The organism is Sulfitobacter sp. PR48 (genome assembly GCF_028807335.1).
GTDB lineage: Bacteria > Pseudomonadota > Alphaproteobacteria > Rhodobacterales > Rhodobacteraceae > Sulfitobacter.
Genome location: NZ_JARAMM010000009.1, coordinates 185,796 through 212,606, shown reverse-complemented (window position 1 = coordinate 212,606; position 26,811 = coordinate 185,796). Strand labels below are relative to the sequence as shown.

Annotated in this window: 27 protein-coding genes; 9 read left to right on the top strand and 18 right to left on the bottom strand. The window is 64.0% G+C overall.

The genetic code is table 11. The features are described from left to right. Positions 1–502: 502 nt before the first annotated feature. From PVW51_RS14075 to PVW51_RS14055, 5 genes are read right to left on the bottom strand one after another with little or no spacing between them, the layout of a single operon-like run. A complete protein-coding gene (locus tag PVW51_RS14075; RefSeq protein WP_114277167.1) occupies positions 503–1,084 on the bottom strand; it encodes an amino acid synthesis family protein in 582 nt (193 codons plus the stop codon). Further along, positions 1,077–1,907 carry a UPF0280 family protein gene (locus tag PVW51_RS14070; RefSeq protein WP_274575680.1) on the bottom strand — a complete coding sequence of 277 codons (831 nt, stop codon included), beginning with the start codon at positions 1,905–1,907 and terminating at the stop codon, positions 1,077–1,079. Before PVW51_RS14070 ends, PVW51_RS14075 begins: the two co-directional genes overlap by 8 nt. Further along, positions 1,904–3,337: a 6-hydroxynicotinate reductase gene (locus PVW51_RS14065; RefSeq protein WP_274575678.1), complete on the bottom strand. Its 1,434-nt coding sequence runs from the start codon at positions 3,335–3,337 to the stop codon at positions 1,904–1,906. The genes PVW51_RS14070 and PVW51_RS14065 overlap by 4 nt, the downstream gene beginning before the upstream one ends. Further along, positions 3,334–6,081 (bottom strand): molybdopterin-dependent oxidoreductase, encoded by a 2,748-nt coding sequence (locus PVW51_RS14060; protein WP_274575677.1) that lies wholly within the window; start codon positions 6,079–6,081, stop codon positions 3,334–3,336. Before PVW51_RS14060 ends, PVW51_RS14065 begins: the two co-directional genes overlap by 4 nt. Then, positions 6,078–6,926: an FAD binding domain-containing protein gene (locus tag PVW51_RS14055; protein ID WP_274575676.1), complete on the bottom strand. Its 849-nt coding sequence runs from the start codon at positions 6,924–6,926 to the stop codon at positions 6,078–6,080. The genes PVW51_RS14060 and PVW51_RS14055 overlap by 4 nt, the downstream gene beginning before the upstream one ends. A 68-nt stretch (positions 6,927–6,994) precedes the next feature. Between PVW51_RS14055 and PVW51_RS14050 the strand changes: the two genes are divergently transcribed. Further along, positions 6,995–7,426 (top strand): MarR family winged helix-turn-helix transcriptional regulator, encoded by a 432-nt coding sequence (locus tag PVW51_RS14050; protein ID WP_269362061.1) that lies wholly within the window; start codon positions 6,995–6,997, stop codon positions 7,424–7,426. A gap of 346 nt (positions 7,427–7,772) precedes the next feature. On the opposite strand, the gene PVW51_RS14045 is transcribed toward PVW51_RS14050, so the two are convergent. The 6 genes from PVW51_RS14045 to PVW51_RS14020 all read right to left on the bottom strand — a co-directional run bounded on the left by PVW51_RS14045 (position 7,773) and on the right by PVW51_RS14020 (position 13,843). Continuing rightward, complete coding sequence (locus tag PVW51_RS14045) at positions 7,773–8,468, bottom strand: ABC transporter ATP-binding protein (RefSeq protein ID WP_274575675.1); 696 nt, start codon at positions 8,466–8,468, stop codon at positions 7,773–7,775. Continuing rightward, the gene (locus PVW51_RS14040; RefSeq protein WP_274575674.1) at positions 8,468–9,160 is read right to left on the bottom strand and encodes an ABC transporter ATP-binding protein; all 693 of its coding nucleotides are present in this window, start codon (positions 9,158–9,160) and stop codon (positions 8,468–8,470) included. The genes PVW51_RS14045 and PVW51_RS14040 overlap by 1 nt, the downstream gene beginning before the upstream one ends. Continuing rightward, positions 9,157–10,101 carry a branched-chain amino acid ABC transporter permease gene (locus tag PVW51_RS14035; RefSeq protein ID WP_269362056.1) on the bottom strand — a complete coding sequence of 315 codons (945 nt, stop codon included), beginning with the start codon at positions 10,099–10,101 and terminating at the stop codon, positions 9,157–9,159. The genes PVW51_RS14040 and PVW51_RS14035 overlap by 4 nt, the downstream gene beginning before the upstream one ends. Then, a complete protein-coding gene (locus tag PVW51_RS14030; RefSeq protein WP_274575672.1) occupies positions 10,098–11,024 on the bottom strand; it encodes a branched-chain amino acid ABC transporter permease in 927 nt (308 codons plus the stop codon). Before PVW51_RS14030 ends, PVW51_RS14035 begins: the two co-directional genes overlap by 4 nt. Positions 11,025–11,070: 46 nt before the next feature. Next, the gene (locus PVW51_RS14025; protein ID WP_114277176.1) at positions 11,071–12,351 is read right to left on the bottom strand and encodes an ABC transporter substrate-binding protein; all 1,281 of its coding nucleotides are present in this window, start codon (positions 12,349–12,351) and stop codon (positions 11,071–11,073) included. 115 nt (positions 12,352–12,466) lie between these two features. Further along, positions 12,467–13,843 carry a hypothetical protein gene (locus tag PVW51_RS14020; RefSeq protein WP_274575671.1) on the bottom strand — a complete coding sequence of 459 codons (1,377 nt, stop codon included), beginning with the start codon at positions 13,841–13,843 and terminating at the stop codon, positions 12,467–12,469. A 29-nt stretch (positions 13,844–13,872) separates the two neighbouring features. On the opposite strand from PVW51_RS14020, the gene PVW51_RS14015 reads away from it, so the two are divergent. The 3 genes from PVW51_RS14015 to PVW51_RS14005 are packed head-to-tail and all read left to right on the top strand — an operon-like array spanning position 13,873 to position 18,403. Next, a complete protein-coding gene (locus tag PVW51_RS14015) occupies positions 13,873–14,643 on the top strand; it encodes a copper chaperone PCu(A)C (RefSeq protein ID WP_274575670.1) in 771 nt (256 codons plus the stop codon). Positions 14,644–14,675: 32 nt separating this feature from the next. Further along, complete coding sequence (locus PVW51_RS14010; RefSeq protein WP_274575669.1) at positions 14,676–16,757, top strand: hydantoinase/oxoprolinase family protein; 2,082 nt, start codon at positions 14,676–14,678, stop codon at positions 16,755–16,757. Further along, entirely contained in the window at positions 16,754–18,403 is a 1,650-nt protein-coding gene (locus PVW51_RS14005; protein ID WP_274575668.1) for a hydantoinase B/oxoprolinase family protein, read from the top strand. Before PVW51_RS14010 ends, PVW51_RS14005 begins: the two co-directional genes overlap by 4 nt. 7 nt (positions 18,404–18,410) lie before the next feature. Here the strand turns inward: PVW51_RS14005 and PVW51_RS14000 are convergent, their stop codons facing one another. Genes PVW51_RS14000 through PVW51_RS13985 form a run of 4 tightly spaced genes read right to left on the bottom strand, consistent with a single transcriptional unit; the run spans position 18,411 to position 22,343 of the window. After that, on the bottom strand, positions 18,411–19,142 hold the full coding sequence (locus PVW51_RS14000; protein WP_269362048.1) for a peptidase: 732 nt from the start codon (positions 19,140–19,142) through the stop codon (positions 18,411–18,413). A 32-nt stretch (positions 19,143–19,174) separates the two neighbouring features. Further along, the gene (locus PVW51_RS13995) at positions 19,175–19,975 is read right to left on the bottom strand and encodes a transglutaminase family protein (RefSeq protein ID WP_274575667.1); all 801 of its coding nucleotides are present in this window, start codon (positions 19,973–19,975) and stop codon (positions 19,175–19,177) included. Next, positions 19,976–20,917 carry an alpha-E domain-containing protein gene (locus PVW51_RS13990; protein WP_274575666.1) on the bottom strand — a complete coding sequence of 314 codons (942 nt, stop codon included), beginning with the start codon at positions 20,915–20,917 and terminating at the stop codon, positions 19,976–19,978. A 1-nt stretch (position 20,918) separates the two neighbouring features. Beyond that, positions 20,919–22,343, bottom strand: coding sequence for a circularly permuted type 2 ATP-grasp protein (locus tag PVW51_RS13985; protein WP_274575665.1), 1,425 nt, complete (start codon positions 22,341–22,343; stop codon positions 20,919–20,921). Between the two features lie 289 nt (positions 22,344–22,632). On the opposite strand from PVW51_RS13985, the gene PVW51_RS13980 reads away from it, so the two are divergent. Continuing rightward, positions 22,633–23,118, top strand: a complete 486-nt coding sequence (locus PVW51_RS13980) for a flavodoxin family protein (protein ID WP_274575664.1) — start codon at positions 22,633–22,635, stop codon at positions 23,116–23,118. Positions 23,119–23,159: 41 nt separating this feature from the next. Here the strand turns inward: PVW51_RS13980 and PVW51_RS13975 are convergent, their stop codons facing one another. Together PVW51_RS13975 and PVW51_RS13970 are read right to left on the bottom strand one after the other, a co-directional pair. Then, entirely contained in the window at positions 23,160–23,603 is a 444-nt protein-coding gene (locus PVW51_RS13975; RefSeq protein ID WP_274575663.1) for an SRPBCC family protein, read from the bottom strand. A 130-nt stretch (positions 23,604–23,733) separates the two neighbouring features. Beyond that, complete coding sequence (locus PVW51_RS13970; RefSeq protein ID WP_274575662.1) at positions 23,734–24,219, bottom strand: winged helix-turn-helix transcriptional regulator; 486 nt, start codon at positions 24,217–24,219, stop codon at positions 23,734–23,736. Positions 24,220–24,307: 88 nt separating this feature from the next. Here PVW51_RS13970 and PVW51_RS13965 point away from each other — a divergent pair, with 88 nt between their 5' ends. Genes PVW51_RS13965 through PVW51_RS13950 form a run of 4 tightly spaced genes read left to right on the top strand, consistent with a single transcriptional unit; the run spans position 24,308 to position 26,231 of the window. Further along, the gene (locus PVW51_RS13965) at positions 24,308–24,652 is read left to right on the top strand and encodes a VOC family protein (protein ID WP_274575661.1); all 345 of its coding nucleotides are present in this window, start codon (positions 24,308–24,310) and stop codon (positions 24,650–24,652) included. A gap of 38 nt (positions 24,653–24,690) precedes the next feature. Further along, positions 24,691–25,332 carry a dihydrofolate reductase family protein gene (locus tag PVW51_RS13960; protein WP_274575660.1) on the top strand — a complete coding sequence of 214 codons (642 nt, stop codon included), beginning with the start codon at positions 24,691–24,693 and terminating at the stop codon, positions 25,330–25,332. Between the two features lie 16 nt (positions 25,333–25,348). After that, the gene (locus PVW51_RS13955; RefSeq protein ID WP_274575659.1) at positions 25,349–25,672 is read left to right on the top strand and encodes a YciI family protein; all 324 of its coding nucleotides are present in this window, start codon (positions 25,349–25,351) and stop codon (positions 25,670–25,672) included. Positions 25,673–25,700: 28 nt separating this feature from the next. After that, positions 25,701–26,231: a dihydrofolate reductase family protein gene (locus PVW51_RS13950; protein WP_269362030.1), complete on the top strand. Its 531-nt coding sequence runs from the start codon at positions 25,701–25,703 to the stop codon at positions 26,229–26,231. An 89-nt stretch (positions 26,232–26,320) separates the two neighbouring features. Here the strand turns inward: PVW51_RS13950 and PVW51_RS13945 are convergent, their stop codons facing one another. Next, the gene (locus tag PVW51_RS13945) at positions 26,321–26,800 is read right to left on the bottom strand and encodes a carboxymuconolactone decarboxylase family protein (RefSeq protein ID WP_205388318.1); all 480 of its coding nucleotides are present in this window, start codon (positions 26,798–26,800) and stop codon (positions 26,321–26,323) included. Positions 26,801–26,811 lie beyond the last annotated feature (11 nt).

The window sequence follows — 26,811 nt, the reverse complement described above, 5'->3', positions numbered from 1 at the left end:
GATATTTGTAAGGGAGGCGCTCCGAATGCGCGTCTCAATGCGCCCTCCCAGGCTCGGGCGCGGCCCTTCGTTCGAAAACGGAACGCAGAGCGCAGAAGAACGATTTACCTCCGGCGGCAGCCGTTTCCGGGTTTGTCAGCAATCTGACATGTCAAATATGACATGTCTTTTATGACAGGTCAAATCGCGCAGTTCATATCATGCAGGCTTGGGATATTGAGCGTGTCACCCTGACAGCCCCGGCAGCAGAGCGATCAACCTCGCGTCTTTGTCACCTATCCAATGTTGCCCCGGGTTGCCTCCGACACGCCTGCGAACCTACCGCAAAAGATGACCTGTCAAATATGACATGTCATCTTTGACAGGTCTCAAACGCGGTGCAGCGGCAACCGGCCACAACAGACACGCCGGGCCGGGAATTGCTCCAGCCGGGCCTGCTCCCCCTCCTCAGCGTCCCGCGAAACACCCGGACCTGTGGAAATGAAAAGACCGCCGACCGCCCCTACCGCAGCCCGTCTTCCCCCTTCACCTGCCAGACCTCCAGACCGCCCATGCGCGAATGCACCCGCCCGCCACAGGACATGGCAAGGGCAAAGACGATCTCATCCGCGCGCGGCCCGTCGGGCAGGCCCACCTCGATCCCGTCGAAATGGCTGCGGACATAGGCCGCGTTGATATGGCCCAGCGGCACGTCCAGCCTGCTGCCCACGCCGCCGCGCTTCATGCAGGAGGGCACGATGGCATTGGACTGCCCCAGCAGCCCGCGCATCGCATAGCCCCCCGGTACATGCCAGAGTGCGGCATGCTCCAGCTCGCCGTTTTCGCCGACGATGGCCCCCTTGCCATAGCCGTCGATGCCCTCCTTGCCGCCAAGTGCGGCGACCAGGCGTTCGCTCATCTCCGCCCCCAATGGCTTCAGATCCTCCATGGCCGGTTGCAGATCCGCCTCATAGCGTCCGGCAAAGGGGTTCTTCACACAGGCGATGATGGCCCCCAGCTTGCGCGGGACCTCGGGCAGCGGGCCGCCGTCGTGATGGACCTCTTCCAGGATCAGTTGCATCTTGCGGATGGGAAAGTCAGACATTTGGGATGGCTCCTTGGGTATGGGTGGCATGGACGGTCCGGCCCGCAAGGCCCAGCACCGCCTGATCAATCAATCCGCGCAGGCAAAGGCTGTTGGCCAGGGCCTGTCCACGGGCGAGGGCCGCGCCGATTTCGGCTGCATCCAGCGCCCCGACATCGGTGGTGACAAGCCTGTCGCCAAGGTCGCTGTCGGGGCTGAGCGCACGGGCCGGGACCCGCCTGATGGCCGGGTGTTCCGGCAGATCCACGGCATTGGCGATCAGTGTCGCAGCCACGTCCGCAGCCGCGGCTGTCGTGGCGGCCACGGTGACCGCATCGGCAATGCCCAGCGAATGGCTGCGCCCACGCCAGCCGGAGGTCGCAAGCCCGCGCGCGGAATCCCCGGCGGTGATGTGGATCGGACCCGCAGGTCCCTCTGCGGTAACCTGATGCCCCGTTTCCAGGTGGAACGCCACGTCGCCGCCGTTGTTGACATAGATCTTGCCTGCGTGGTGTTCGGCCAGAACAGCCGCCAGGATTTCATCCGCCACCGCCCCTGCGACAGCGGCCATCGGCGTGACAAAGGTGTCCTCGTAAGGCCTGACCGCCTGCACCATGCGCCGCGCCACCGGGTCGGTGACCCTTGTGCCCGCATCAACGGGTCTGCGCAGCACCGGCAGTTCCGCCACCAGCCCCGAAAGCAGGGTCTGAAACCGCGCCGTCGCGGTTGCGTAACAGGCCGTGGCATCGCCCCCGGTCACCTCGATGATCAGGTCGATGGGGCCATGGTTCAGGTGCAGCCGCCGCCCGTCCGGCAGGATATGCGCCTGGGGTTCCGCGCTCACGCGCCATCCCCCAGTACCCGCGATGCGCGTCCGTATTCGCCGCCCCGTGCCAGCACGTCCTTCAGGTCGCGCACCTGGGTGCCGTGCCCGCCAAGCGCCTCGTAATCGGCGCGGCGCACGGTAAATTCCAGCGGCGCCACCAGCGCCGGGGTTGGCACATAGCCGAAGGCCCCCGCAGGCACCTGGGTGACATCCACCATCACCGTGATCCCGCCCCCCGGCCAGCGATAGGTCGGCGCGCCGCCAATGGTCACGCGGGTGCGGTCCTGTTTCACCGAATTGGTCAGATGGATCGGGTTGCGCGTGACCCCCGAGCGCAGCGAGCCTCCCGCGCCCCCCATGAACAGCACGGTGCAAAGCGCAGGCTCGCAATTTTCCGCAATCAGATCGACCGAGGGTTTCAGCGCCTCGGGCATCGGTTGCGGTTCTGGTTCCAGATCGTCGTTGAGCACGTAATAGGCGGAATGCTCGCCCGTGGTGGAGACCATGAGCAGCGACAGACCGGGCCGCGCGCCCTTGGCCGCGCGCCAGGGGCCGAGAATCTTCAGCGGGTCGTCGATATCGGTGCCGCCCCAGCCCAGGCCGGGTTCGGCCACCTTGAAATAGCGCCCCGGGGTGGAGCGTCTGCCATTGATCTTGATACCGGTCTCGGGCCAGTCGATCACCTTGCCCGCCTGATGTTCCGACACGACCCCGGTGATGTGGTCGTCCACCACCACCACCTCATCCACCAGCCCCTGCCACTGCACCGCGAACATGCCGATGGTGGCAGAGCCACATCCGACCCGCATCCGGCTTTCCTGCTGGCCGTCCACGATGGGCGCCGCACCGGCCTGCACCACCACGGTGGAACCACCGTCGATGCTCAGCTCCACCGCCTCGCCGTTGCACAGCCGCAGCAGCGTGTCGCAGGTGACGCGCCCTTCGGATTTTTCACCGCCCGTCAGGTGATCGACCCCGCCCAGCGACAACATCTGCGAGCCGTATTCGGAGGTCATCACATGGCCCACCGCCTCGCCCTTCGCGCGCACGGTGGCAGCCTCCGCCCCCAGGTGGCGGTCGGTGTCGATCTTCACCTTGACCCCGCAATAGGAAAAGATCGCCTCCGTCACCACGGTGACAAAATCCACCCCGTCAATCTCGCGGCTGACAATGAAAGGGGCCGGCTTGTAATCCGGATAGGTGGTTCCCGCCCCGATGGCAGAGACAACCACATCGTCGCCCGATGCCGATGTGCCGTCCCAGTCGGCGGCGAGAAAGGGTTTGACTGCGTCGCCCTTGGCAATCCGCCGGTCCAGGATGGTCAGGGGATCGCACCGGATGATCTGCCCGTTCTCGTTTGCATAACGGTCGCAGGCCCCGGCCCGGCCTTCGGCGATGTAGCACATCACCGGACAGGCATCGCAGCGGATTTTCTCTGGCTTGGTCATTGGCGTGACGCCTTGATCGCGGCCAGCACCCGATGGGGCAATGCCGGCACTTTAGTGATTTTCGCCCCCGAGGCATCGCGGATCGCATTCAGGATCGCGGGTGCGGTCGGGATCAGCACATGTTCGCCCAGCCCCTTGGCCCCCATCGGGCCTTCCGGGTCCGGCTTTTCGATCAGGATCGAAGTCACCGGCGGCATGTCCCCGATGGTGGGGATCAGGTAATTGTGCAGGTTTTCGGTCTGCCCCGGCAGGTATTCCTCCATCAGCGCCAGCCCAAGACCCTGGGCAATCCCGCCCTCGATCTGACCTTCGGCGAGCAGCGGATTGATGACCCGGCCCACATCATGGGCGGCGACGATATGGCGGACCTTTGTGGTGCCAAGAGCCATGTCCACCTCGACCTCGGCCATCTGCGCCCCATAGCCGTAAAGCGCATAGGGGGTGCCCTGCCCGTCCGCATCCAGCCCGGTGGTGGGCGGATCATAGGTTTCCTCGGCAGCGATGACATATCCCTGTGCATCCGGCACCATGTCCGACAGGCCGATTTCGCGGGTTTGCCCGCCTTGTGTGACCGTCAACCGGCCATCGCGCAGGGTGATCTGCTCGGCCTCGGCCAGGTTGGTCTGGCGCAGGATCGCCGCGCGCAGGGCACGTCCTGCCGCCTCGGCCGCGCGCCCGGTGATGAAGGTCTGGCGCGAGGCAGAGGTCTTGCCACAATCAGGCGTCAGGGCGGTGTCGGGGCCGATGATGTCGATGGCTCCGATGGCAATGCCGATGGCATCCGCCGCAATCTGCGTGATCACGGTATTCGACCCCTGCCCGATGTCCGTGGCCCCCTGATGCAGCTTCAACCGCCCCTCTGCGGTGATGCCGATGCGGATGGTGGACGGGTTCGGCAGGCCGGTATTGCCGCAGCCATACCAGCAGGAAGCGATGCCGATGCCGCGCTTGCGCGTGTCAGAGGCCGCGTTGAAGGCCGCAACCGCGCGCTGCGCCGCTTCCCAATGCGGTTGCAGCGCCTCCAGACATTCCACCAGCCCGACCGATTGCATCACCTGCCCGCAGGGTGACTTGTCGCCATCGCGCAGGGCATTGCGCAGGCGAAAGGCCAGCCGGTCCATGCCGCAGGCCTGCGCCAACTCGTCATAGAGCATTTCCTGCGTGATCGCCGCCTGCGGCACGCCGAAACCGCGAAAGGCGCCGGATGTGGGGCCATGGGTATGCACCGCGCGGCTGGTGGCGCGGTAATTTGGCGTGAGATAGGGGCCCGAGGCATGGACCGGCACCCGCGTGGCCACGGTTGGCCCCCAGCTGGCATAGGCCCCGGTGTTGAAATCGCCGTGAAAGGTCATCGCCGTGATGCGGCCTTCAGCATCGGCCCCGATGCGCGCCTCCATCGTGCCGGGATGGCGTTTGGTGCTGGCCTGCATGGATTCCGTGCGGCTGAAGACCATGCGGCAGGGCTTGCCGGTTTTCAGCACCGCCAGCCCCAGCAAGGGCTGCAGCGTCACGTCCAGCTTGGAGCCGAATCCCCCCCCCGCCGCCGCCGGTATGATGCGCAGCCGGTCATGCGGCAGACCCAGAACCCGCGCCGTGTCCTCCAGGTCCATGACCGGGGCCTGGGTGCAGGCCTGGATCACCAGCGTGTCGCCCTCCAGCCAGGCCGCCCCTGCCTCGGGTTCGATATAGGCGTGTTCGACATAGGAGGTCTCGAACCTGCCAGAGACGACATGGGCCGCTTCCGCCAGCGCCGCATCCGGCGCGCCGCAGGCCACGCGGCCCCGGATCAGGGTGTTTTCGGGCCTGTCGCCATGCAACTGCGGCGCATCGGCGGCCATGCCCTCTGCCTCCGTCAGGGTATGGGGCAGCGGCGACCAGGTGACGGGAAAGCTGTCCAGATCCAGCGGTTCGACCGCCTCAGGCGAGCCGACCACCAGCGCCACGGCCTCTCCCCTGTAGCGGGCGAATTCCTCGGCCAGTGCGGGCTGATCGGCCAGCGGCGGGATCACGCCATAGCGGTTCTCGCCCCTGATATCGGCGGCGGTGATCACGCAGGCAATCCCCGGAATCTGCGCGGCCCAGCCTTCCGTATCCCCAAAGCTGAAACCGGCATGGTAATGCGGGCTGCGCACCGCGCGGACCAGAAGTGCGCCTTCGGGTGCATAATCGGCGCCAAAGATCTCTGTCCCTTCCACCTTGCGCGCCCCGTCGAGCCGAGGAATGGCGCGGCCCACGGCGGCACCTGCCTGGGGCATGTCCTGCATCTGCGCGGGCGTGGTGGCGGCCATGACAGCCGCGATGATCTTGCGGTATCCGGTGCAACGGCACAGCACCCCGGCAAGCGCATCCTCGACCTGGGCATCGTCGGGTGTCGGTGTGTCGCGCAGCAATTCCATTGCCGCCATCATCAGGCCCGGCGTGCAGATCCCGCATTGCGCGGCCCCCTTGGCCAGAAAGGCCTGCTGAAGCTGCGCGCGCAACACCGGTTCAGCCGTTTCCAGGGTTTCGACGGTCCGGCCATCGGCCTGTACCGCCGGGACCAGACAGGCACATTCCTGCCGCCCGTCGATCAGCACCGTGCAGGCCCCGCAATCGCCTGCGTCACAGCCGATCTTGACGCTTTTCAGGTTCAGATCCTCGCGCAGGACCTCTGACAGGCGCCGGCCCGGCGCGGTGTCAATGCGGCGGGAGGCGCCGCCGATGGTCAGGGTGATCTCTTGGCCCTTGGCCCTGTGGATGTTCATGCCGGCTCCTCCACTTGCAGTGCGGCGAGGGTGCGGCGCAGCAGTTCGGCGGCACCGGTGCTGCGATAACCGGCCGTGGCGCGCATGTCGTCCATCGGGCGCAGCGCAGCGGCGACGGCGCTGTCTGTGATCGCTGCGGGGTCCAGTGGCTTGCCGATCAGCGCCGCCTCCACCCCCGGCAGACGGGTGGCGACCGGGCCACAGGAACCGACAGCCAGCGCGGCCTGCACAACCACCCCGTCCTGCAGAACAATCCGCGCTGCGGTCATGGCGATGGAGATCACAAGATACTGCCGCGCCCCCAGTTTCAGGAAATGCCCCTGCCCCGTCAGCGCCGCCTCGGGGATCAGCACGGCAGTCACCATTTCATCCGGTCCAAGTGCGGTCTGGCGCGGCCCTGTGATGAACTCGGCCAGCGCGATGCTGCGGGTGCCCCTTGCGGATGCCACTTCGACCACCGCGTCCAGGGTCAGCAGGGGCGGCACCCCGTCAGCTGCGGGCGATGCATTGCACAGGTTGCCCGCAATCGTGCCCCGGTTCTGGATCTGTTTTGCACCGACCTCGCGCGCCGCCAGCTTCAGGCCGTCGCAGGCCGGTGGCAGATCGGCGCGGATCAGATCGGACCAGGTGGTCGCCGCACCGATGCGCAGGCCCGCCCCGGCCCGGGTGACGCCGCGCAACGCGCCGATGGCAGTGATGTCAAGAATCGATCCGCCGAGCGCCTTGTGCTGGGTTGTGGGAAACAGGTCGGTACAGCCCGCCGCGATCCGGCAATCGCCCTGCGCCAGCCGGGCAAGGGCAGCTTCCAGCGTGTCGGGGCGGTGATAATGCGCGGTATCGGTCATGTCATTCCCGATTGTTGGTGTACAAGCAGATGTTGCGGGAGCCCGCGCAAACTGTCAATAATTTCCCTATGAGTGAAACAGAGATCACGGATGAAGCCTATCAGCTGTCCACACAGGTTGGATTCAACCTGCGTCGGGCGAACCAGCGGCATGTGGCAATCTTTGCCCGCCATGTGGACGGGCTGACGCCAACGCAATTCGCCGCCCTGGCGCGGCTGTTCGAACAGGGCCCCCTGTCGCAGAACCGGCTGGGCCGGGAGACCGCCATGGACAGCGCCACCATCAAGGGCGTGGTGGGGCGGTTGAAGGCAAAGGGTTTGGTGACCTCGCGGCCCGACCTGAACGATCAGCGGCTGCGGCTGGTGGATCTGACCGCCGAAGGCAAGGCACAGTTCAAACGTGCCGAAGCACAGGCGCTGGCCGCACGGGCCGAGACCATGGCCCCCCTGAGCACCGAAGAAGCGGCAATCTTCGAGGCTTTGCTGGCCAAGCTGGTCTGAGCCTGTCGATAGCCCCGTTTTCTTTGAAGAAAACGGTTCGGAGTTTTTGAAAACTCCGGCTTCTACACACCCAGGTACTTCCCGAACAGCCGCACACCGCTGCCACGCCGCCAACGACGCTGCACAACCCCGTTTTCTTTGAAGAAAACGATCCGGAGTTTTTGAAAACTCCGATTTCTGCACGCCCAATTCTTTCCCGAGCAACCGCCGGTCAACGTACAAGCAATCGCAGTCCGCCAAGTTACGCCCATTGCCAGAATCGCATCGCTCATGCACCTCAAAACAACGCTGCAAGCCACCGTTTTCTTTGAAGAAAACGGGCCGGAGTTTTTGAAAACTCCGCCTCCTACACGCCCACGTATTTCTCGAACAACCGACGGTCACCACGCAGAAGCCCGGTGTCCACCACCTCGCGACCATGGCCATTCTCGATAAAGGCGACGCGATCGGCGATCTGCAGCACGGCTTCGATCCGCTGTTCTACCAGAATGATCGCCACCCCCGCCTCCCGCATCTTTTCCACCGTCTCGCGGATCAGCTGGATCATCGACGGCTGCAACCCCTCCGTCGGCTCGTCCAGCAACAGCACCCGCGGCTCCAGGCACAGCGCGCGCGCCGTGGCCAGCATCTGCTGCTCACCGCCCGAGAGCGTCTCGGCCCGCTGGTCCAGCCGTTCGCGCAGACGCGGGAACATGTCCAGCACCCGCTCGCGGGTCTCTGCCCCCTTGCCCCGTGTCATGAGCCCGATCTGGATGTTCTCGGCCACCGTCATCTCGGTGAACAGCCGCCTGCCCTGCGGGATATATCCGATGCCCTGGCGCGGCACCTCATGGGCGGGCAGCGTGCTGATCGGCGTGCCGTCCAGGCTGATCTGCCCGCCGCTCAGCGGCAACAGGCCCATGATCGCCTTCATCGCCGTGGATTTTCCCGCACCGTTGCGCCCCATCAGGCACAGCACCTCACCGGCGCGGACCTCAAGGCTGAAATCGAACAACACCTGGATCGGGCCGTATCCGGTGGATATCTGGTCGAGCTTCAGCATCATCCGGTCCCCAGGTAGGCATCTTGCACCGCGCGGTTGGCGTGGATCTCCGCCGGTGTGCCGGAGGCCAGGATGCGGCCCATGTCCAGCACCGTGATACGGTCGGCCAGGGCCATCACCACGTTCATGTTATGCTCGATCAGCAGGATGGTGGTTTCCCCGGCAAGTTCGCGGATCAGGGCGTTGAACCCCTCGATCTCGCTTTCGGCCAGGCCCTGGGTGGGTTCGTCCAGGATCAGCAGCCGGGGTTTCTGCGCCACGCCCATGGCGATTTCCAGCAGGCGCTGGTGGCCATAGGCCAGATCGCCGGTCATCTGGTCGGCGCGGTCGGCCAGCCCGACCCGGTCCAGTGCGGCCAGCGCCGCCCCCCGGTCCCGGCTGCGCAGCGCCAGCGCCAGGTTGTCGGCAAGCGAAAGCCGCGCATAGACCGCCGTGATCTGGAAGGTATAGGCCATGCCGCGCCGGATCCGCGCATGGGCGGGCAGCGGAGTGACATTCTGCCCGTCGAACCAGACCTCGCCCGAACTGGCCGGAATACGGCCCGAAATCATGCCGACAAAGGTGCTCTTGCCCGCGCCATTCGGCCCGATCAGCGCATGCACCTCACCTTTCGGCAGGGCGAAATCCACGCCATCCACCGCGGTCAGCCCGCCATAGACCCGTGTCAGCCCCTTTGTCTCAAGCAGGATCATGGCAGCCACGCCACCCAGCGTTTGCGGATCTCGCCCACCAGGCCGGCCCGCGCAAACAGCGTCAGCAGCACCAGCACCACGCCTGCAATCAGCATATAGGCATTGGTCAGCCCGCTGGAATAATCAATCAGGTAGAACATGAAGAGCGTGCCGACCAGCGGCCCGATGGTGGTGCCCGCCCCGCCCAGCAGCACCCAGAGCAGTGGAAAGATCGAATATTGCACCGAGGTGAAGGTCGCCCCGACATAGCCGAAGAGCACCGCATATCCCGCCCCGGCAGCGCCGGAGATGGTGCCGGAGATGATCACTGCCGCCAGCTTGTGCCGGAACACGTCATAACCCAGCATCCGGGTGCGTTCCTCGTTCTCGCGCACGCCGATCAGCACACTGCCAAAGCTCACCTGCATCATCCGCGCGGTGATCAGCAAGGCGGCGGAAAACAGCAGCAGCGCGGCCAGGTAGCGCGTGGTCGGCGCTGTCAGGTCCAGCCCCGCGATCTGGCGGGCCGATTGCGCGATGACAAAGCCTTCGTCGCCGCGCGTCCAGGCCCCGAAATAAAGCACGGTCAGATAGCCCGCCTGCGCGAACATCAGTGTCACGATCATGAAGGCAACCCCGATGGTGCGCAGCGCCAGCAGCGCCACCACAGCCGACAGCGCTGCCGCACAGATCAGCGCAACCGCAAAGGCCGGGATCACCCCCAGCCCGCCGTATTGCATCGCCAGCCCCAGCCCGTACATGCCCGCGCCAAAGAACATCGCATGACCAAGGCTCAAGAGCCCGGTATAGCCAAACAGCACGTTATATCCGATGGCATAGGTCGCCAGCACCATGATCCGCGCGAGGTTGCCCTGGTGATAGCTGGGCAGCACGAAGGCCAGCACAAACAGCAGCGCGATAAGGCCAAGGTGAAGGAATGTGGATCGGGTGCCGATGCTCATGCCGGTTTCTTTCCGAACAGGCCCTGCGGGCGGAACACCAGCACCAGCGCCACCAGCAGGGTTGCGATGATCTTGGACAATGTCGGGCTGAGAAAGACGGAGATGATGCCGTCGGACATGCCGATCAGCACCGCCGCCAGGACAGTCCCGCGAATGGAACCCAGCCCGCCGATGATCACCACGATAAAACTCAGCAGCAGCGGGTCATGGCCCATCAGGTAATGCGCCTGCTGGATCGGGACGATCAGCACGGCAGCCAGTGCCGCCAGCCCCGCGCCAAGGCCAAAGACGATGGAATAGACCCGCGAGACCGGGATGCCGAAGGCCAGCGCGGTTTCGCGGTCAAGCTGCGTGGCGCGCATGATCAGCCCCGCCTTGCTGCGGGTCATGATCAGCCAGAAGGCCAGCAGGATCACGATGGCGGCCCCGATCACGAACAATTTGTAGCTGTTGGTGCTCAGCCCCCAGGGATAGAACATGGCAAAGCCGTTCTCGCCCCATTCGAACCAGGGCAGCGCGATGCGGTGGCTGAAGGGCGGCTCGACGGGCCGCGCCTCGGGGCCATAGGTCATCAGCGCGGTCTGTTGCAGGATGTAAAGCACCCCGATGGTGCCGACGATGGTCGCTTCGGGGTCGTATTTCACCGGCTTCAGGATCAGACGGTCCACCAGCACCGCCACCAGCCCCGCGATCAGCGGCGCCAGCGCCAGGGCGGCGACAAAGCCAACCGCCGGGTGTCCGCCGATGGAGGTGGCCACAAACCAGGCGATCACCGCGCCGAGCATGAAGAATTCGCCATGCGCCACGTTGACCACGCGCATCACGCCGAACACGAGGCTGAGGCCAAGCGCCGTAAGTGCCAGCACCGCAGCGCCAACGGCGCCTTCCAGCACTGCAAGAAGAAGGTGAGGTCCGAAATCCATATGTCAGATGATATGCGCCGGGGTCCGAAACCCCGGCGCGGGCTCCTCAGAAGGACATCGAGGTGTAATCGACTTCATCGGGATAGAGCGTATCCTCGATGGAGGTCGTATGCACCTTGACCAGTTTGCCCTCTTCGACTTTCGAGATGTATTGCACGCCGAAAACCTGGTGCGTCTTGCCGTTGAAGCGTTTCGGCCCCTGCGGGTGCGCATCGCTTTGCGGCATGTCGGTCATCGCCTCGACTGCCTCGATCAGCTTGGCGCGGTCTTCGGGGCCCTGGTAACCGGCGGCCTCCATCCCGGCCTTGATGACGTGCAGGGTTTCCCAGCAGCCGAACATATGGGCATAGGTTGAGACATCCTTGGGGTCCGACACGGACGCGCCGTTGGCATCCACACCCACCGCCTCGCGGAACATCTTGTCGTGGCTGGTCTGGTCTTCCTGCGCGTAGCGCGGGTTGCCCTCCCAGAAATAGGTGCCTTCGAGGAATTCCAGCCCCGGCGACGCCAGATCAACCGCTTCGAGCGAGTCGATGAAGCCAAAGATCTCGGGCCGCGAGGGGCCAAAGAACTCGCCCAGCTCCTTGACGAAGGTCAGAACGGCAGGGCCGACCATCACGTGATAGATCACTTCGGTATCGCGCGGGATCTTGGGGAAATATTTGGTAAAGGAGGTCTCGGTCGGCGGGATCGCGATCATCTCCAGCACCTCGCCGCCCTGCTCCTTGATCGCCGCCGAGAAATAGTCGCGGTGGTCATGGCCAAAGGCAAAGTCGGGATAGATCATCGTGACCTTCTTGCCCAGATTCTCCGACACGTAGGGCGCCATCGCCTGGACCTGGCTTTTCACGTCGGTGATGCCGGGTTGCAGGGTATAGCGGTTCAACATGCCGCTGGCGACGTGATGCCCTTCGGAAACCACGAAATAGGGCAGTTTCAGCTCGCCCGCGGCTGGGGCGGAGCCAATCACCACATGGCTGAACAGCGTGCCGAAGGCCACGTCGCAGCCCGACTGGTTCGCGAATTTCTCCAGCACTTCCGCGCCGCGCTTGGGGTCTGTGCCGTCATCCTCGGCCACGATCTCCACCGGCCGGCCATTGATGCCGCCCGCGTCGTTGATCATCTTGACGGCGGCCTCGGTGGTGCGCCCGTACCAGCGGCCATAGGCGGCGCCGATGCCGGTCGAATGCTGCTGAAAGCCGATCTTGATCGGTGCGCTAGATTGCGCGCTGGCAAAGCGGGCGGCCAGCGGTGCGGCGGCCAGAAGCCCGCCAGCGGCAGCCCCCTTCAGTACGCTGCGGCGATTTGTCATCAGTTTAGGTGTCATTCCAACTCTCCCTGTTGGGCGGGACCATTTTCGGTTTCCCGTTTGTCCCTGAATGTTGTTTGCATACATGCAATTTGTCCAGAATTTTCTGAACATCGCATTCCGGTAAGGCGATTCATGCCCCTTTTGGCGCGGCCAGCAACCACAAACCGAGCATTGTGTAGGCAATCATGAAGATCGAGAGCGGCAGCGTGGCCACGGCGGCGCGCGGCCCCTCCCCGAACAGCCGCAGCGCGATGCGATGCGACAGCAGGACCGACCAGACATGCCCCAGCACCACCAGCCCCGCCTGCGTCACCCAGATCACCCGCACACTGTCGATGCTGTTGAAGAACCCGGTGGTCACCCGGAACGGCTGGATGCCCAGCCAGTCCGCCCCGCGCGCAAAGGGATCGCTGAGCGCCGCGATGGCATATTGGATCTGGACCAGAAAGGAGGTGAGGTAATGGGCAATGTGATAGACCAGCGCAATCGGCAACAGGCTGAGGGCGAGCCAGCCGAAGGCCTGTGCATAGCGCACCTCTGCCCGGGCAAGGCGCAGGCCCAGCCAGACCGCCAGGGCAAAGACGCCCAGAAGTGCTGCAAACGCCAGCGCCAGCCCGGTCAGCGTCTGCACCACCACGGCGGAGCGGCCCGGAAATTCCAGCGGGTTCACGCCGATCCGGCCAAGCCACCAGAATGTCCCGTTCAACCCGTCGAAACTGCCCACGGCCAGCAGGGTCAGGGCGAAAATCCCGGCGGCCGGTGCGGGCCTGTCCGCCAGCAGCCGCCAGCCCGGCCCGCCCAGCCCGGCACGCCCCGAAAGACGCAGGGGCGCGAGGCTGGCAAAGGCCTCAAAAACCGCATGCCCCAGTTCCGCATGCGCTAGCCAGCGCCGCCCGCACAGGATCATGCCCGCAAAGGTCACCAGCCAGTAGATCGCGACCAAACGCGCCAGCCGCGCCGGATCGTCGGGCGCGATATCCGCCAGCAGGAAGGCGGCAAAGCCCAGCAGCAACGCCACGGCGGGCCAGCGGCCTAGCCCCGCCGGCAGCCCCAAGACAGGCCGAAGCGGCCCCAGCAGCTGGTAAAGCCCGGTCCAGGGGTTGATCCAGCGCCAGAGGTTGCCCAGAACACCCGACAGGCTGACCGCTGCCACCCAGCCCAGGGTCCAGAAGCTGAGCGGCATCAGGTTCGACAGCGGGTCGCGCGGCCCGGTGAAGCCAAGATAGAGCACAAAAAACAGGCAGATCAGCGAAACAAGGCTGCTTATTTGCTGCGCGCGCTCAAAGTGTCGCGGTGCAAGCGGGCGGTGCGCAAAGAGCCCCCTGACCGCGCCACCGGGCAGCGCAAACAATGCCAGCACGGTCAGCGTCACCGCCGCCACACCTGCCGCCGTATAAACTTCGGTCGGCAGCAGCAGGACAAATCCCTGCTCCGACACATGCGCCTGTGCCGCAGCGGGCAGAAAGGCGCCCAGCTTGACGCCTATGACGATCTCACGCAGTCTCATGGCGGCACTCTGGCGACGGGAAACGGGATTTGAAAGCGGCTTTTGTTCTTGTGGCCCTTGCGGCGCTGTCGCTTGCGGTCTGGCTGGCAGGCTTTGGCGGTGCCGCCTCCCGGTTGCTGATCGAGAATGCGGTGGCCCAGCCGATGGACGACAGCCACCTTGGCGCTTTCCTGAGCATCGACAACCAGGGCGCGCCCGACCGGCTGCTGTCGGTGTCCAGCCCGGTGGCGGCGGCGACGCTTTACAGCCCGGCCAGCACGGTGGGGCTGCCGGTGCCCAGCGGACATTCCGCCCTGGCGCTGGATGCGGCCCATATCAGCATCCGCCAACCCGAAACCCCCTTTGCCCATGGCGCCCTGGTGCCGCTGGTCCTGAGCTTTGCCAATGCGGGGGACGTGACCGTCAAGGCGCGCATGTCGGACCCGGCACAGGCCGGGGCCGCGGGCGAAGTGGGCCTTTTCGGCATGGGAGACATCTGCATCGTGGGGGACGGCGAACCGGCGCCGGAGATCACGATCGACGCTACGCCCGAGGGCGATGGCTGGCAGGTGCGGATCACGGCAAGCGACTTCACCTTTTCCGAGGATCTGATGGGGCTTTACCATGTGCCCGGCACCGGACATGGCCATATCTATGTGGGCGGGATGAAGCTGGGGCGACTCTTTGCGCCCGAATACCACATCGGCCCCCTGCCTCCGGGGTCCCACGAAATCAGGGTGACGCTGAACACCAATGACCACCGCGCCTATGTGGTCGGCGACACCCCCGTCACCGCCAGCACCATCATAACGGTTGACTAAACGCGGCGCTTCGCGATTTTATTGGTACACAAGTGAGTTTGGCGAAAGGCACCGGCGTGGAACACTCCGAAACGAGGGGCAGCATCATTGGTGTGGATGTCGGCGGCACCTTTACCGACCTGGTGATGGTGGACAGCGCAAGCGGCACCATACGCATTGCCAAGACACCGACAACCCTTGATAATCAGGCCTTTGGCGTGCTGGCGGCACTGCAACAGGCCGAAGTCGATCTGGGCGAGGTCGGCTTGATCGTGCATGGCACCACCACCACCACCAACGCGGTGCTGGAACGCAAACTGTCGCGCACCGGGCTGATCACCACCGCCGGATTCCGCGATGTGCTGGAACTGGGGCGGCGCACACGCCCGCAGGCCTATGGGATGAAAGGGCAGTTCACGCCGATCATCCCCCGCGACCTGCGGCTGGAAGTGCCCGAACGGATGGACGCCCAGGGCAATGTGCTGATCCCGCTGGACGAGGACGCTTTGCGCGCCGCGATCAGGCAGCTGATCGACACGGGCTGCGAGGCGCTGGTGATCCATTTCCTGCATGCCTATGCAAATCCGGCGCATGAACTGCGCGCCGCAGAAATCGCGGCGGAGACATGGCCCAACAGCTACATCACCACCGGCCACAGCCTGCTGTCGGAAAGCCGCGAGTTCGAACGCGGTGTGACGGCGGCGGTCAATGCTTCTGTGCAGCCGCTGCTGGAACGCTACGTCGCGCGGCTGCGCGATGAGCTGGCGGCCAAGGGGTATCGCGGCGATGTTCTGGTGATGAACGGCAATGGCGGCATGGTGTCCTCGCGCCTTGTCGCGCGCGAGGCCGCCAAGACGGTGATGTCCGGCCCTGCCTCTGGCGTGATGGCCGCGGCCTATACCGGCAGGCGCGCGTCGGAGCCGAACCTGCTGACCTACGACATGGGTGGCACCAGCACCGATGTGGCGCTGATCCGCGACGGCACGCCACCTGTCTCGAACGAGATCGAGGTGGAATATGCCATGCCGATCCATGTGCCCATGGTCGACGTGCGCACCGTGGGGGCCGGTGGCGGCTCCATCGCGCGGGTCAATGCGGCGGGGCTGCTTGAGGTCGGACCGGAAAGCGCCGGGGCCGATCCGGGGCCGATCTGCTATGGCAAGGGCGGCACGCGGCCGACGATTTCGGATGCCAACATGCTGCTGGGCCGCTTGAATACCGCCAAGCTGAACGCGGTGGCGGGCGGCGTCGGGATGGCGGAGCTTGCCGCGGTCTTTGCCCGCGAACTCGGTGCGCCGCTGGGGGTTGATGCCCATGGCGCGGCGGATGCGGTCATTCGCATGGCCAATGCCAAGATGGCGGGGGCAATCCGCATGGTGTCGCTGTCGCTGGGGGCGGACCCGCGCGACTTTGCCCTGTTCGCCTTTGGCGGCGCAGGGCCGTTGCATGCCGCCGCTCTTGCGCGTGAGCTGGGCGTGCCCCGCGTGCTGGTGCCAGCCCGCCCGGGGATCACCAATGCGCTGGGCTGTGCCGTGGCCGACCTGCGCCATGATTTTGTGCAGACCCTGAACCAGCCGCTGGACGATCTGGACATTCCCGCGCTGCACGCCGCATTCGCCGGGCAACTGGCCGAAGGTCAGGCGGCATTGGCGCGTGAAAATGTCACCGTCACCCGAGTCGAACACCATTTCAGCGCCGACATGCAGTTCCTGGGTCAAAGCCATGTGGTGCGTGTCCCGCTGGCGGATGCAACACCCACGGCAGAAACCCTGCGCAGCCGCTTCAACGAGGTCTACTGGCAGCGCTTCAAGGTGGCGCTGCCGGAGATCCGCGCGCGCATCGTCAATGTGAATTGTTCGGTCATCGGGGTCTGCGCACCGGTGGACCTGTCGCGGCTGATCGACGCTGCGGGCAGGCAGGCCCATGCCACGCCCACCGGCCACCGCAGCGTCTATTTTGATGGCAGCCCCCATGATACGCCGATCTACTGGCGCGATCACCTGCCGGCAGATGTGACGCTGGATGGCCCCGCGATCATCGAACAGCTTGATTGCACCACCCTGATCCCGCCCGGTGACCGGGTCACCGGCGGTGTCGACGGCAACCTGATGATCCATATCGGAGCGGCGGAATGAGCAGTATCGACCCCATCACCCTTTCGGTCATTCAGGCGGGCCTGCAACAGGTTTGCGACGAGATGGACCTCAGCTTCTCCCGCGCTGCCTTCTCTCCCGTGATCGCAGAGGCGAACGACCGCTCCGACGGGATCTATGCCGCCGAGGATGGCGCGCTGATTGCGCAAGGCGCGGGCGGCTTGCCGGTCTTTGTCGGCACCATGCAATATTCCACCCGTACCCTGATCGAGATGATTGCGGCGGGCACCGCCCCTGCCCCGCAGCCAGACGACATCTATATCGTCAATGACCCCTACCTTGGCGGCACGCATCTGATGGATGTGCGCTTTGCCCGGCCTTTTTACCGCAATGGTGAAATCTTCTGCTGGCTCAGCAATACGGGGCATTGGCCCGACACGGGCGGTGCCGTGCCGGGCGGCTTTTCGGCCTCTGCCACATCCGTGGAACAGGAAGGGCTGCGCCTGCCGCCGGTGCGCCTGTTCAAACAGGGTGTTCTGGACCCGGAAATCTACGCGATCATCTGCTCCAACATCCGGGTGGCCGACCAGCGCATCGGCGACGTCAAGGCGCAGGCCGCCGCGCTGATGGTGGGAGAGGAACGGCTGAACGCGCTGCTGGACCGCTACGGCGACGATGTGGTGCGCGCGGCAATTGCGGAGCTTCGCAAGCGGGCCGAAGCCCAGATGCGCAGCCTGATCGACGAGATCCCGGATGGGGAATATAGCTCCACCGCCTGGATCGACAGCGACGGGGTGGTGAACGAACCGCTGGCGATCCGGCTGAAGGTGACCAAGACGCCCGGCCATCTGACGTTCGACTTTGCGGGCAGCAGCCCGCCCTGCATGGGGCCGATGAATTCGGTGCTGGCGACCACCTTGTCCTCCGTCTACCTCGCGATGCGCCACATCTTTCCGCAGGTGCCGATCAGCGCGGGCGCGTTTGAACCGCTGGAGGTGATCCGCCCCAGGGGCACCTTCCTGGATGCGCAATACCCCCGCCCGGTCTCGGGCTGTGCCGCGGAAGTCAGCCAGCGCATCGCCGAAGCCGTCTTTGCGGCCCTGGTCGAGGCGCTGCCGCACCGCGTCACAGCAGCGCCCGCTGGCACCAGCGGCAACTTTGCCCTGGGCGGGCATGACCCGCTGACCGGGCGCGATTTCGTGATGTACCAGCTTTCGGGCGGTGGCTATGGCGGCAATGCGGATCATGACGGCATCGCCAACGGCTGTTCCACCATCGGCATTTCCAAGGCCCCCCCGGTCGAGATCATGGAGCAGAATTTTCCGGTGCTCTACCACCGCTATGCCCTGCGCGAAGGATCAGGCGGAGCGGGGCGGCATCGCGGCGGTCTGGGGCTGGATTACGAGTTGGAACTCAGGCGCGGCGACGCGCGGGCGAGTTTCGTGATGGACCATGGACGCTTTGGCCCGCAAGGCGCGCTGGGCGGTGCCGATGGCGCGGTGAACGAGGTCGAAGTCTGGCGTGACGGTATCCGCTACATCCCCGAACACCTGTCCAAGGAACAGGATATCGCGCTGAAAGCGGGGGACCGGGTGCGGGTGAAAACCCCGGGCGGCGGCGGCTTTGGCCCCGCGTCCGAACGTGACCCCGCCCTGAGCGAAGAAGATGCGCGCCTGGGCCGGAGCTGACGCCCCGTCAGACCGAATAGCTGGGCAGCAGCTGGAAGGCATCGCGCAGCGCGTCGCCCCAACCGGTGGAGATGGATTGATAGACAGGATCATCCTTGCCCACGCGCTTTTGCCGCGATGTGTCGAAGGAATCGGTCTCGTATACCATCAGGTCGAAGGGCAGCCCCACCGACAGGTTCGATTTCACCGTCGAATCAAATGAAACCAGCAACAGCTTGATCGCCTCTTCAAAGCTCATGTTCCGGTCATAGGCCCGCACGAGGATCGGTTTGCCGTATTTCGTCTCTCCGATCTGGAAGAACGGCGTATCGTCGGTGATCTCGATGAAATTGCCCTGGGGGTAGACCAGGAATACCGTCGGCGGCCCCTCCCCGATCTGGCCGCCCACGATGACCGAGGCGGCAAACTGGTCGTCGGAAGTCTGCCCGGTGGGTGAACTGTCCACGATCACTTCCTTGAGGGTCGCGCCCACCAGCCGCGCCACCTGAAACATGGTGGGCTGGCGCAGGATGCTCGGGTCGCGGTCCTCGGGCGACTTGGAGCGTTCCTCCAGCAGGCTGATCATCGCCTGGGTGGTGGCCAGGTTGCCTGCGGTCATGATCGTGATGGCCCGTTCGCCCGGCGTGGACCAGGTGAACATCTTTTTGCTGGTTGCAAAATTATCGACACCCGCGCTGGTGCGGGTATCCGACATGAAGACCAGACCCTTGTTGATCCGCATCCCGATGCAATACGTCATCCGATTTTCCGATTACGAGGTTCAGCCCAGAATTACTGCTGCACCTGCAAAGATACAATCAATTCTTCCTCTGCCGACCCCAGCCGCAGCCCTTCGATCGGCGAGGCGTCGCGTGCGTCGCGCCCGATGGCGATGCGCACATAGCGTTCGTCCGGCGAATAGCCGTTGGAGATGTCGAAACCGACCCAGCCCAGCCCGTCCACATGCGCCTCTGCCCAGGCGTGGGTGGCATCCTGATCCACCCGGTCGTTCATCATCAGGTAGCCGCTGACATAGCGCGCCGGGATGCCCGCAACCCGCGCGGCAGAGATGAAGATCTGCGCATGGTCCTGACAGACCCCGCCGCCACCGCCGGTCAGCGCCTCTTCGGCCGTGGTGTGGCTGTGGGTATTGCCCAGCACATATGGCACCCGTTCCAGGATCGCGGCGGACAGCCCGTGCAGCCCGTCCAGCGGATTGTCATAGCCCTTCAATATGCCAGAGATATCGCGGATTTCAGGGCCCGGTTCCGTCGAAAGGGTGGGCTCCCTGAAGTGCCACAGCGGCGCGCGGGTATAGACCTGGCCCAGCACGCCACTGGCGTTTTTGGTCTCCACCGTGCCGGAGGCCATGATCGACAGCGCCTGCCCGCCGGGGTCGAGGCTGACCAGATCGACATGGTTTCCGTAGTGGTCAAGATACTGGTTCTCGACCTTGCCGCCCTTGACCACGATGTTCCAGTCAATGACCTCCTGCACCGCAGAGGAGAGCGGACGCAGGCGCACCTTTTGCAGCGCGTAGCTGACCGGCGCGGTGTAAAGATACTCGGTGGTATGGCTGATCTGGATCTGCATCTATCCGTTGAACCTGTAATCCTGCTCGATCTGCCAGGCAAGCCGGGCCGTGTCGTCGATCACCGTTTCGACGAATTCGTGCAAACCTTCGTCAAAGATCGACCCGATGTCACGGCCCTTGAGACGCGCCAGCAGTTCCTCGGCCAGGTCGTTGGAGGGTTTGCGCATCTGGTATTCCTCTGCCAGCAGGCCCAGGTTCGCGGCAATCTGACTGGCACAGAAATTCAATGACCTGGGCATCCGGGAATCGAGGATCAGGAAATTCGCGATGGCGGGGGCGGTAAAGTCGTCTTCCACCGCCCAGCGGAAGGACCGGTGCGCCGAAACGGAGCGCAAGACGGTTTCCCATTGCACATTGTCCAGACGGCTGCCGACAAAGGAGGGCGACGGCAGCAATGAATAATATTTCACGTCGATGATGCGCGCGGTGCTGTCCATCCGTTCGATTGCAATGCCAAGACTGCAGAAGTCATAGATGTCATTGCGCAGCATTGTCCCATGCAGTGCGCCGCGCACCAGCGCCGCCTGCTGCCGGATCACGGAGAGCACCCGGGGCACCTCGGTTTCCGGCACGGGGTTCTTCAGAAGCTCGGAAAACATCATCCAGGTGTCGTTGACCGCATACCAGACCTCGGTGGTGAGCGCGGTGCGTGTCAGCCGCGCATTGTCGCGGGCGGCCTTGATGATCGACAGGACCGAACTGGGGTTATGCGCCTCGCGCAGCAGGAAATTGATCACCTGGCTGCTGTCGTAACCTTCATGATGCGCCTCGTAGGTGTCCTGACTGGCCGAGGTGACGATCACCGATTTCCATTCGGCCTCCGCGTCGTTGGAACGGGTCAGCGCGATGCGGAACCCCGCCTCCACCAGACGTGCGATGTTTTCGGCCCGCTCAAGGTAACGGAACATCCAGTACAATCCACCCGCAGTCTTTCCCAGCATATCAGTCGTCCAGAACCCAGGTGTCTTTGGTGCCGCCGCCCTGGCTGGAGTTCACCACCAACGACCCCGCCTGCAGCGCGACCCGTGTCAGGCCGCCCGGCGTGATGTTGATCCCCTTGGGCGAGACCAGCGCAAAGGGGCGCAGGTCCACGTGGCGCGGGGCCAGACCGCTTTCGGTAAAGATCGGCACGGTGGAGAGCGCCAGCGTTGGCTGCGCGATATAATTGTTTGGCCGCGCACGCAGCTTTTCGGCGAAATCGGCGATTTCCTTTTTGCTGGCGGCAGGCCCCACCAGCATCCCGTAGCCGCCCGAACCATGGACCTCCTTCACTACCAGATCGGCAAGGTTGTCCAGAACGTAGTTCAGGCTGTCGGGTTCCGAGCAGCGGTGCGTTTCCACGTTCTTCAGGATCGCCCGTTCACCGGTGTAGAATTCAACGATGTCAGGCATGTAGCTGTATATCGCCTTGTCATCCGCAACGCCGGTGCCGGGCGCATTGGCAATGGTGATATTGCCCGCACGGTAGACATCCATGATCCCCGGCACACCCAGCATGGAACTGGGGTTGAAGGTCAGCGGATCGAGGAATGCGTCATCGACCCGGCGGTAGAGCACGTCGATCACCTTGTAGCCCTGGGTGGTGCGCATGGTGATATGGCCATCCACAATCCGCAGGTCGTGCCCTTCCACCAGTTCCACGCCCATCTGATCGGCAAGGAAACTATGCTCGTAATAGGCCGAATTGTAGATGCCCGGCGTCAGCACCGCCACGCAGGGCCGGCCGGTGCAGGAAGCCGGGGCCGTTGCCTCAAGCGCGCGGCGCAGGTTCTTGGGATAGTCGCTGACCGGCTGCACGCGGATCGTGCTGAAGAGTTCCGGGAACATCTGCAACATCGTCTCGCGGTTTTCCAGCATGTAGCTGACCCCGGAAGGCGTGCGCGCATTGTCCTCCAGGACAAAGAAATCGTCCTCCCCGGTGCGCACCACGTCGGTGCCGACGATATGGGTGTAGACGCCGCCCGGCGGGGTAAAATCGATCATTTGCGGCAGGAAGGCGTCGTTGCGCGCGATCAGTTCCGTCGGGATGATCCCTGCGCGCAGGATTTCCTGGCGGTTGTAGATGTCATGCAGAAAGGCATTCAGCGCCGCCACCCGCTGTTCGATCCCGCGCGACAGCTTGGTCCACTCCCGGCTCGACAGGATGCGGGGGATCAGATCGAAGGGGATCAGACGTTCCTCGGCATCCGTCTGACCATAGACGTTGAAGGTGATTCCCGTCCGGCGAAAAAACGCCTCGGCCTCGGCTGCCTTTTGCGCAAGGCGCTGGTTGTCCTGGGCCGCAAACCACGCATCGTAATAATCATATGGGGCACGCGCACCGGCGTCTGAAAGCATTTCATCGAAGGGAAAGACTTTTGATTTCATGGGTAAAACATATGACAAACCGGCCACCTGGCAATCTTGCACATGGATTCCGAACGGCTGCTTTGCACAAAACATCGTCGCAGGCGGCAATATGCTCAAAAACAAGGCACCCGCGCGCGGTGCCGCACCAGATGCCCCGGCTCACGCAGGCGTCGAAGCCGCCCGGGGCAGACCCGGCGCGCTGCCCCCGGCAGATTTACGGTTGCGCCCACCGCCCTGTCGGACAACCCTTGTGCCGGGGCGGCATGCAGCGCCTCAGCACCCGAACCCGCGGTCAGACAGGCATTCGATGACAAAGCTCCTTGTGGTCTATCATTCAAGAACCGGCGGCAGCAGGCAGATGGCCGAAGCGGCGGCAGAGGCGGCGCAGGCCGAGACGCCCACCACCCTGCTGACCGCCGCCGAAGCAGGCCCGGAGGATCTGCTGGCCGCTGCCGGCTACATCTTCTGCGGCCCGGAAAATCTCGCGGCGATTGCAGGTGTGATGAAGGATTTCTTTGACCGCTGCTATTACCCGGTGCTGGGCCGGATCGAGGGCCGCCCCTATGCGCAGATGATCTGTGCCGGATCAGACGGGGAGAACGCAAAGCGCCAGACCGCCCGCATCGCCCAGGGCTGGCGCCTGAAAGAGGTTCAAGCGCCCATCATCATCTGCACCAATGCCCAGACGCCCGAGGAAATCCTGGCGGAAAAGACAATACCGGAGAAGGACCTTGCCCTGTGCCGTGACCTTGGCGCGGCGATGGGTGCTGGGTTGAACATGGGCATGTTCTGACGCAGCCCGGCACCACGATGGCAGCACCAGCCTCGGGCACCTTACTGGTTGATCTCCGGTTCCACGAGCCTTGCCAGCTTCCGCAGGCTGTCCTGCCAGCCCAGATAGCAGGCTTCGAGCGGGATCACCTCCGGAACGCCGTCCTGCACGACGGACATTTCCGTGCCGACAGAGACAGCCTTCAGGTCGACGGTGATCGTCATCTCGCCGGGCAGGTTTGGATCGTCGAACCGGTCGCTGTAGACCAGCCGCTGACCCGGAACCAGCTCCTTGTATTCGCCGCCGAATGAGTGGCTGTCACCGGTCGTGAAATTGCGGAACGACATGCGATGCGTCCCGCCGACCTCGGGCGTCAGTTCGTGGACCGTGCAGAGAAACCCATAGGGCGGCAGCCAGCTGGCCACGGCGTCGGGTTCCAGAAAGGCCCGATAGACCTTTTCGGGTTTGGCGGCGATGACGCGGTGCAGACGGACCGTGTTGGGCATGGCGATATCCTTTTCTTGCTCATCTTGTTTGAAGATTCTTGCTCGCCTTTTTTTACGGACATCCTGCCATCCCATCGCTCGAAAACGTATCGAATTCTTGTCACGCTGCGATCTGCGCGGCAGTCCGCTGTCATTCGGCAAGTGCCGCCAGATAGGCTTCGGTCAGTTCCGCAATCACCGAGCGCGCCGACGGTGCCGCGCCAAGATGCAGGCTCCGCAATTCCGCCATGAACGCCTCCCACATCTCGGGACCGCCCTCTTCCAGAAGCTGCGCGCGGATCGACAGTTCCCGCGTGACCGGCGTAAAGCGCCGACCCCATGCGCCCATCTGCGCAAGCAACGGCACCAGCTGGATCGCGGGTTCCGTCAGGCTGTAGACCGTCTTTTGCTTGTGCGACGGGTCCGGACTGGTGGAGAGCAGACCCGATTCAGTCAGCTTCTTCAGCCGGTCCGCCAGGATGTTCGAGGCGATGCCTTCCTCGGAATTGTTGAGCAGGTCGCGATAGTGCCGGCGGTTGCCGAACATGATGTCGCGGATGACAATCAGGCTCCAGCGGTCGCCCAGCGTTTCAAGCGTCAGGTTGATCGGGCAACCGGAGCGGATAGGTTTGTCCATGTGGGGCCTCCGTAAACTGCTTGCAATATACATACGGTTCTGGTAATTCACAACTGCTTGCAAAGTGCATACAGAAAGGAAGGCAAAGATGCCTATAGTCAAGTTCTACGCCCAACTAAGCTGTTCCGACCTGAGCCAAAGCCTGCCTTGGTTCGAAAAACTGTTCGCACGCGGGCCTGATGACCGACCGATGGACGGTCTTGCCGAATGGCATCATGGCGACGATGCTGGCCTGCAGCTATTCGAGAACAAGAAAGATGCCGGTCATGGCACTCTCACCCTTATCGTCGAGGGCCTGCGCGACGAACGCCAGCGCCTGAATGAGGCCGGTCTTGCGCCCGGCCCGGTTGAACCAGCGACCTCAACCAGTCTCGTGAAGCTTGTCGACCCTGACAACAATACCGTTGTCCTCGCCCAGCCGGGCCGGGCCTAAGTCAGAGCAAACAATCTTCCAACAGCAAGGACGCAGTCATGACCAAGGTAATCGTTTCGGGGTTTTCGCTTTCCATCGACGGCTATGGCGCCGGGCCGGACCAAAGCCTTGAGAACCCGCTCGGCAAGGGCGGCGAGACGCTGCACACCTGGATGATCGAAACCAGCATGTTCCACGAAATGCTGGGCAAGGATGGCGGCTCGCGGGGCGTCGACAACGATTATGCCACGCGTTCGATGGAAGGCTTCGGTGCCTTCATCCTGGGCCGCAACATGTTCGGTCCCATCCGTGGCGACTGGCCGGATGAAAGCTGGAAAGGCTGGTGGGGCGACAATCCCCCGTATCACGCCCCGACCTTCATCCTCACCCAATATCCGCGCGACCCCGTCGAGATGAAGGGCGGCACCGTCTTTCACTTCGTCACCGAGGGGGTCACGGCGGCGCTTGAACGCGCCAGGGCGGCGGCCGGGGACCGAAACGTCAAGATCGGCGGCGGAGTCTCGACGGTGCGGCAATATCTTCAGGCCGGTCTTGTCGACGAGATTCACCTTGCCATCTCGCCGGTGGTCCTGGGCCGGGGCGAGGCGCTGTTCGCGGGGATTGACCTGCCGGCGCTTGGCTTTTCCGTCACTGAAACTGCCGCGACCGAGGCGGCGACCCACATCGTGCTCGCAAGATAGGAAAGACCTTCGCATCATGCCCAAATTCATCACCATCGGATACGGCGATCAGGACGGCTATGACCGCACGCCTCAGGCCGTAAGGGACGCCGCACATGCGCAGGACGCCAGACTGGTTTCCGAAGGCGCTTTGGTCGGGATTGCCGGGACACCGGTCCAGGTCCGCAATCCGAATGCCTCCGGCGTGACAACGCGCGAAGGTGCATTCATGTCCTCCGACCTTCCGGTTGCAGGTTTCGCGGTGATCGAGGCGGCCAGCCTGGCAGAGGCCATCGACAAGGTCGCGCAGGTTCCCTGTGCCGTCGCCCATGGCGTCGTCGAAGTCTGGCCCCTGAAATAGCCGATCATCACAAGGAGGGAGCAAGGGCATGGCAAAGCTCGTATTCGGAATGAATGTGTCACTGGACGGCTATGTCGACCATGAGCGGTTTGCGCCGGACCCCAGTCTTTTTCGTCACTTCATCGAAGAGGCCGAGGGTCAGTTGGGCAGCATCTATGGTCGCAACATCTATGAAATCATGCGCTATTGGGATGAGGACCACGAAGACTGGGAACCGGAGGGCGCGGCGTTTGCGGCGGCCTGGCGGAAACAGCGGAAATGGGTTGTCTCACGGACACTGGAAACGGTCGGCCCCAATGCGACCCTTGTCGGGGATGACCTGGAAGGCGCGGTGCGGCGGATCAAGGCAGAACACGCCGGAGAGATCGAAGTTGCCGGTCCGACCCTGGCACAAAGCCTGACCGAGCTGGGGCTGATTGACGAATACCGGATGTACCTTCATCCCGTGGTGCTTGGCCATGGCACGGGTTATTTCGCGGGTGCCCGGCCGCCCCTCACCCTGCTGTCACATGAGCGGATTGGCGATAACGTGCTGCGGCTGGTCTATGCCCCCGCTTGATCACCCGACAGACCCGGCGGCACCTTGCGGCCTGCCGTCACGGGGGAAGACGGCAATCTTCCCCCGCGTCTTTTTGCGCCGGTGCTATCTTAGTACCAGCGCACGCCCGCCACCTGCCGGATCCCGGCGTTGAGGCGGTTCCAGACGTTGATCTGCGCGATCTGCAGCAGCAGCGCCGCCCGTGCGGGTTCGTCGTAATGCCGGGCCACTTCCGACCACAGCTCATCGGAAACCGCTTCGGGGCGATCCGCGAGGCGGGTCAGTTCCTCCGTGAGGGCAAGCGCGACCCGTTCCGCATCGGTAAACCAGGGAGCCTCGCGCCAGGCGGCCACGGTATGGATGCGTTTGTCATCCTCGCCAGCGTTCTTGAGCTCCTGCGCATGCATATCCACACAAAAGCTGCAGCCATTGATCTGGCTGGCACGCAGATGAACGAGGTAGCAGGTCACCGCCGGAAGCCCGTCGGCGGTGGCGGCCTTGCCAAGCGCCAGCAGCGCTTTCATGGCTTCGGGCAGAACGAGGACCGGATGCTTCATCCGGGCTTGCATGGTTTCAACTTTATCGAGCATGGTTTCTTCCT

Bases quoted from the DNA above. Each gene is read 5' to 3' on its own strand.
- PVW51_RS14075 (WP_114277167.1), bottom strand. From the start codon at position 1,084: ATGTCTGACTTTCCCATCCGCAAGATGCAACTGATCCTGGAAGAGGTC.
- PVW51_RS14065 (WP_274575678.1), bottom strand. From the start codon at position 3,337: ATGACCAAGCCAGAGAAAATCCGCTGCGATGCCTGTCCGGTGATGTGC.
- PVW51_RS14060 (WP_274575677.1), bottom strand. From the start codon at position 6,081: ATGAACATCCACAGGGCCAAGGGCCAAGAGATCACCCTGACCATCGGC.
- PVW51_RS14055 (WP_274575676.1), bottom strand. From the start codon at position 6,926: ATGACCGATACCGCGCATTATCACCGCCCCGACACGCTGGAAGCTGCC.
- PVW51_RS14050 (WP_269362061.1), top strand. From the start codon at position 6,995: ATGAGTGAAACAGAGATCACGGATGAAGCCTATCAGCTGTCCACACAG.
- PVW51_RS14045 (WP_274575675.1), bottom strand. From the start codon at position 8,468: ATGCTGAAGCTCGACCAGATATCCACCGGATACGGCCCGATCCAGGTG.
- PVW51_RS14040 (WP_274575674.1), bottom strand. From the start codon at position 9,160: ATGATCCTGCTTGAGACAAAGGGGCTGACACGGGTCTATGGCGGGCTG.
- PVW51_RS14035 (WP_269362056.1), bottom strand. From the start codon at position 10,101: ATGAGCATCGGCACCCGATCCACATTCCTTCACCTTGGCCTTATCGCG.
- PVW51_RS14030 (WP_274575672.1), bottom strand. From the start codon at position 11,024: ATGGATTTCGGACCTCACCTTCTTCTTGCAGTGCTGGAAGGCGCCGTT.
- PVW51_RS14025 (WP_114277176.1), bottom strand. From the start codon at position 12,351: ATGACACCTAAACTGATGACAAATCGCCGCAGCGTACTGAAGGGGGCT.
- PVW51_RS14020 (WP_274575671.1), bottom strand. From the start codon at position 13,843: ATGAGACTGCGTGAGATCGTCATAGGCGTCAAGCTGGGCGCCTTTCTG.
- PVW51_RS14005 (WP_274575668.1), top strand. From the start codon at position 16,754: ATGAGCAGTATCGACCCCATCACCCTTTCGGTCATTCAGGCGGGCCTG.
- PVW51_RS14000 (WP_269362048.1), bottom strand. From the start codon at position 19,142: ATGACGTATTGCATCGGGATGCGGATCAACAAGGGTCTGGTCTTCATG.
- PVW51_RS13995 (WP_274575667.1), bottom strand. From the start codon at position 19,975: ATGCAGATCCAGATCAGCCATACCACCGAGTATCTTTACACCGCGCCG.
- PVW51_RS13990 (WP_274575666.1), bottom strand. From the start codon at position 20,917: ATGCTGGGAAAGACTGCGGGTGGATTGTACTGGATGTTCCGTTACCTT.
- PVW51_RS13985 (WP_274575665.1), bottom strand. From the start codon at position 22,343: ATGAAATCAAAAGTCTTTCCCTTCGATGAAATGCTTTCAGACGCCGGT.
- PVW51_RS13980 (WP_274575664.1), top strand. From the start codon at position 22,633: ATGACAAAGCTCCTTGTGGTCTATCATTCAAGAACCGGCGGCAGCAGG.
- PVW51_RS13975 (WP_274575663.1), bottom strand. From the start codon at position 23,603: ATGCCCAACACGGTCCGTCTGCACCGCGTCATCGCCGCCAAACCCGAA.
- PVW51_RS13970 (WP_274575662.1), bottom strand. From the start codon at position 24,219: ATGGACAAACCTATCCGCTCCGGTTGCCCGATCAACCTGACGCTTGAA.
- PVW51_RS13965 (WP_274575661.1), top strand. From the start codon at position 24,308: ATGCCTATAGTCAAGTTCTACGCCCAACTAAGCTGTTCCGACCTGAGC.
- PVW51_RS13960 (WP_274575660.1), top strand. From the start codon at position 24,691: ATGACCAAGGTAATCGTTTCGGGGTTTTCGCTTTCCATCGACGGCTAT.
- PVW51_RS13955 (WP_274575659.1), top strand. From the start codon at position 25,349: ATGCCCAAATTCATCACCATCGGATACGGCGATCAGGACGGCTATGAC.
- PVW51_RS13950 (WP_269362030.1), top strand. From the start codon at position 25,701: ATGGCAAAGCTCGTATTCGGAATGAATGTGTCACTGGACGGCTATGTC.
- PVW51_RS13945 (WP_205388318.1), bottom strand. From the start codon at position 26,800: ATGCTCGATAAAGTTGAAACCATGCAAGCCCGGATGAAGCATCCGGTC.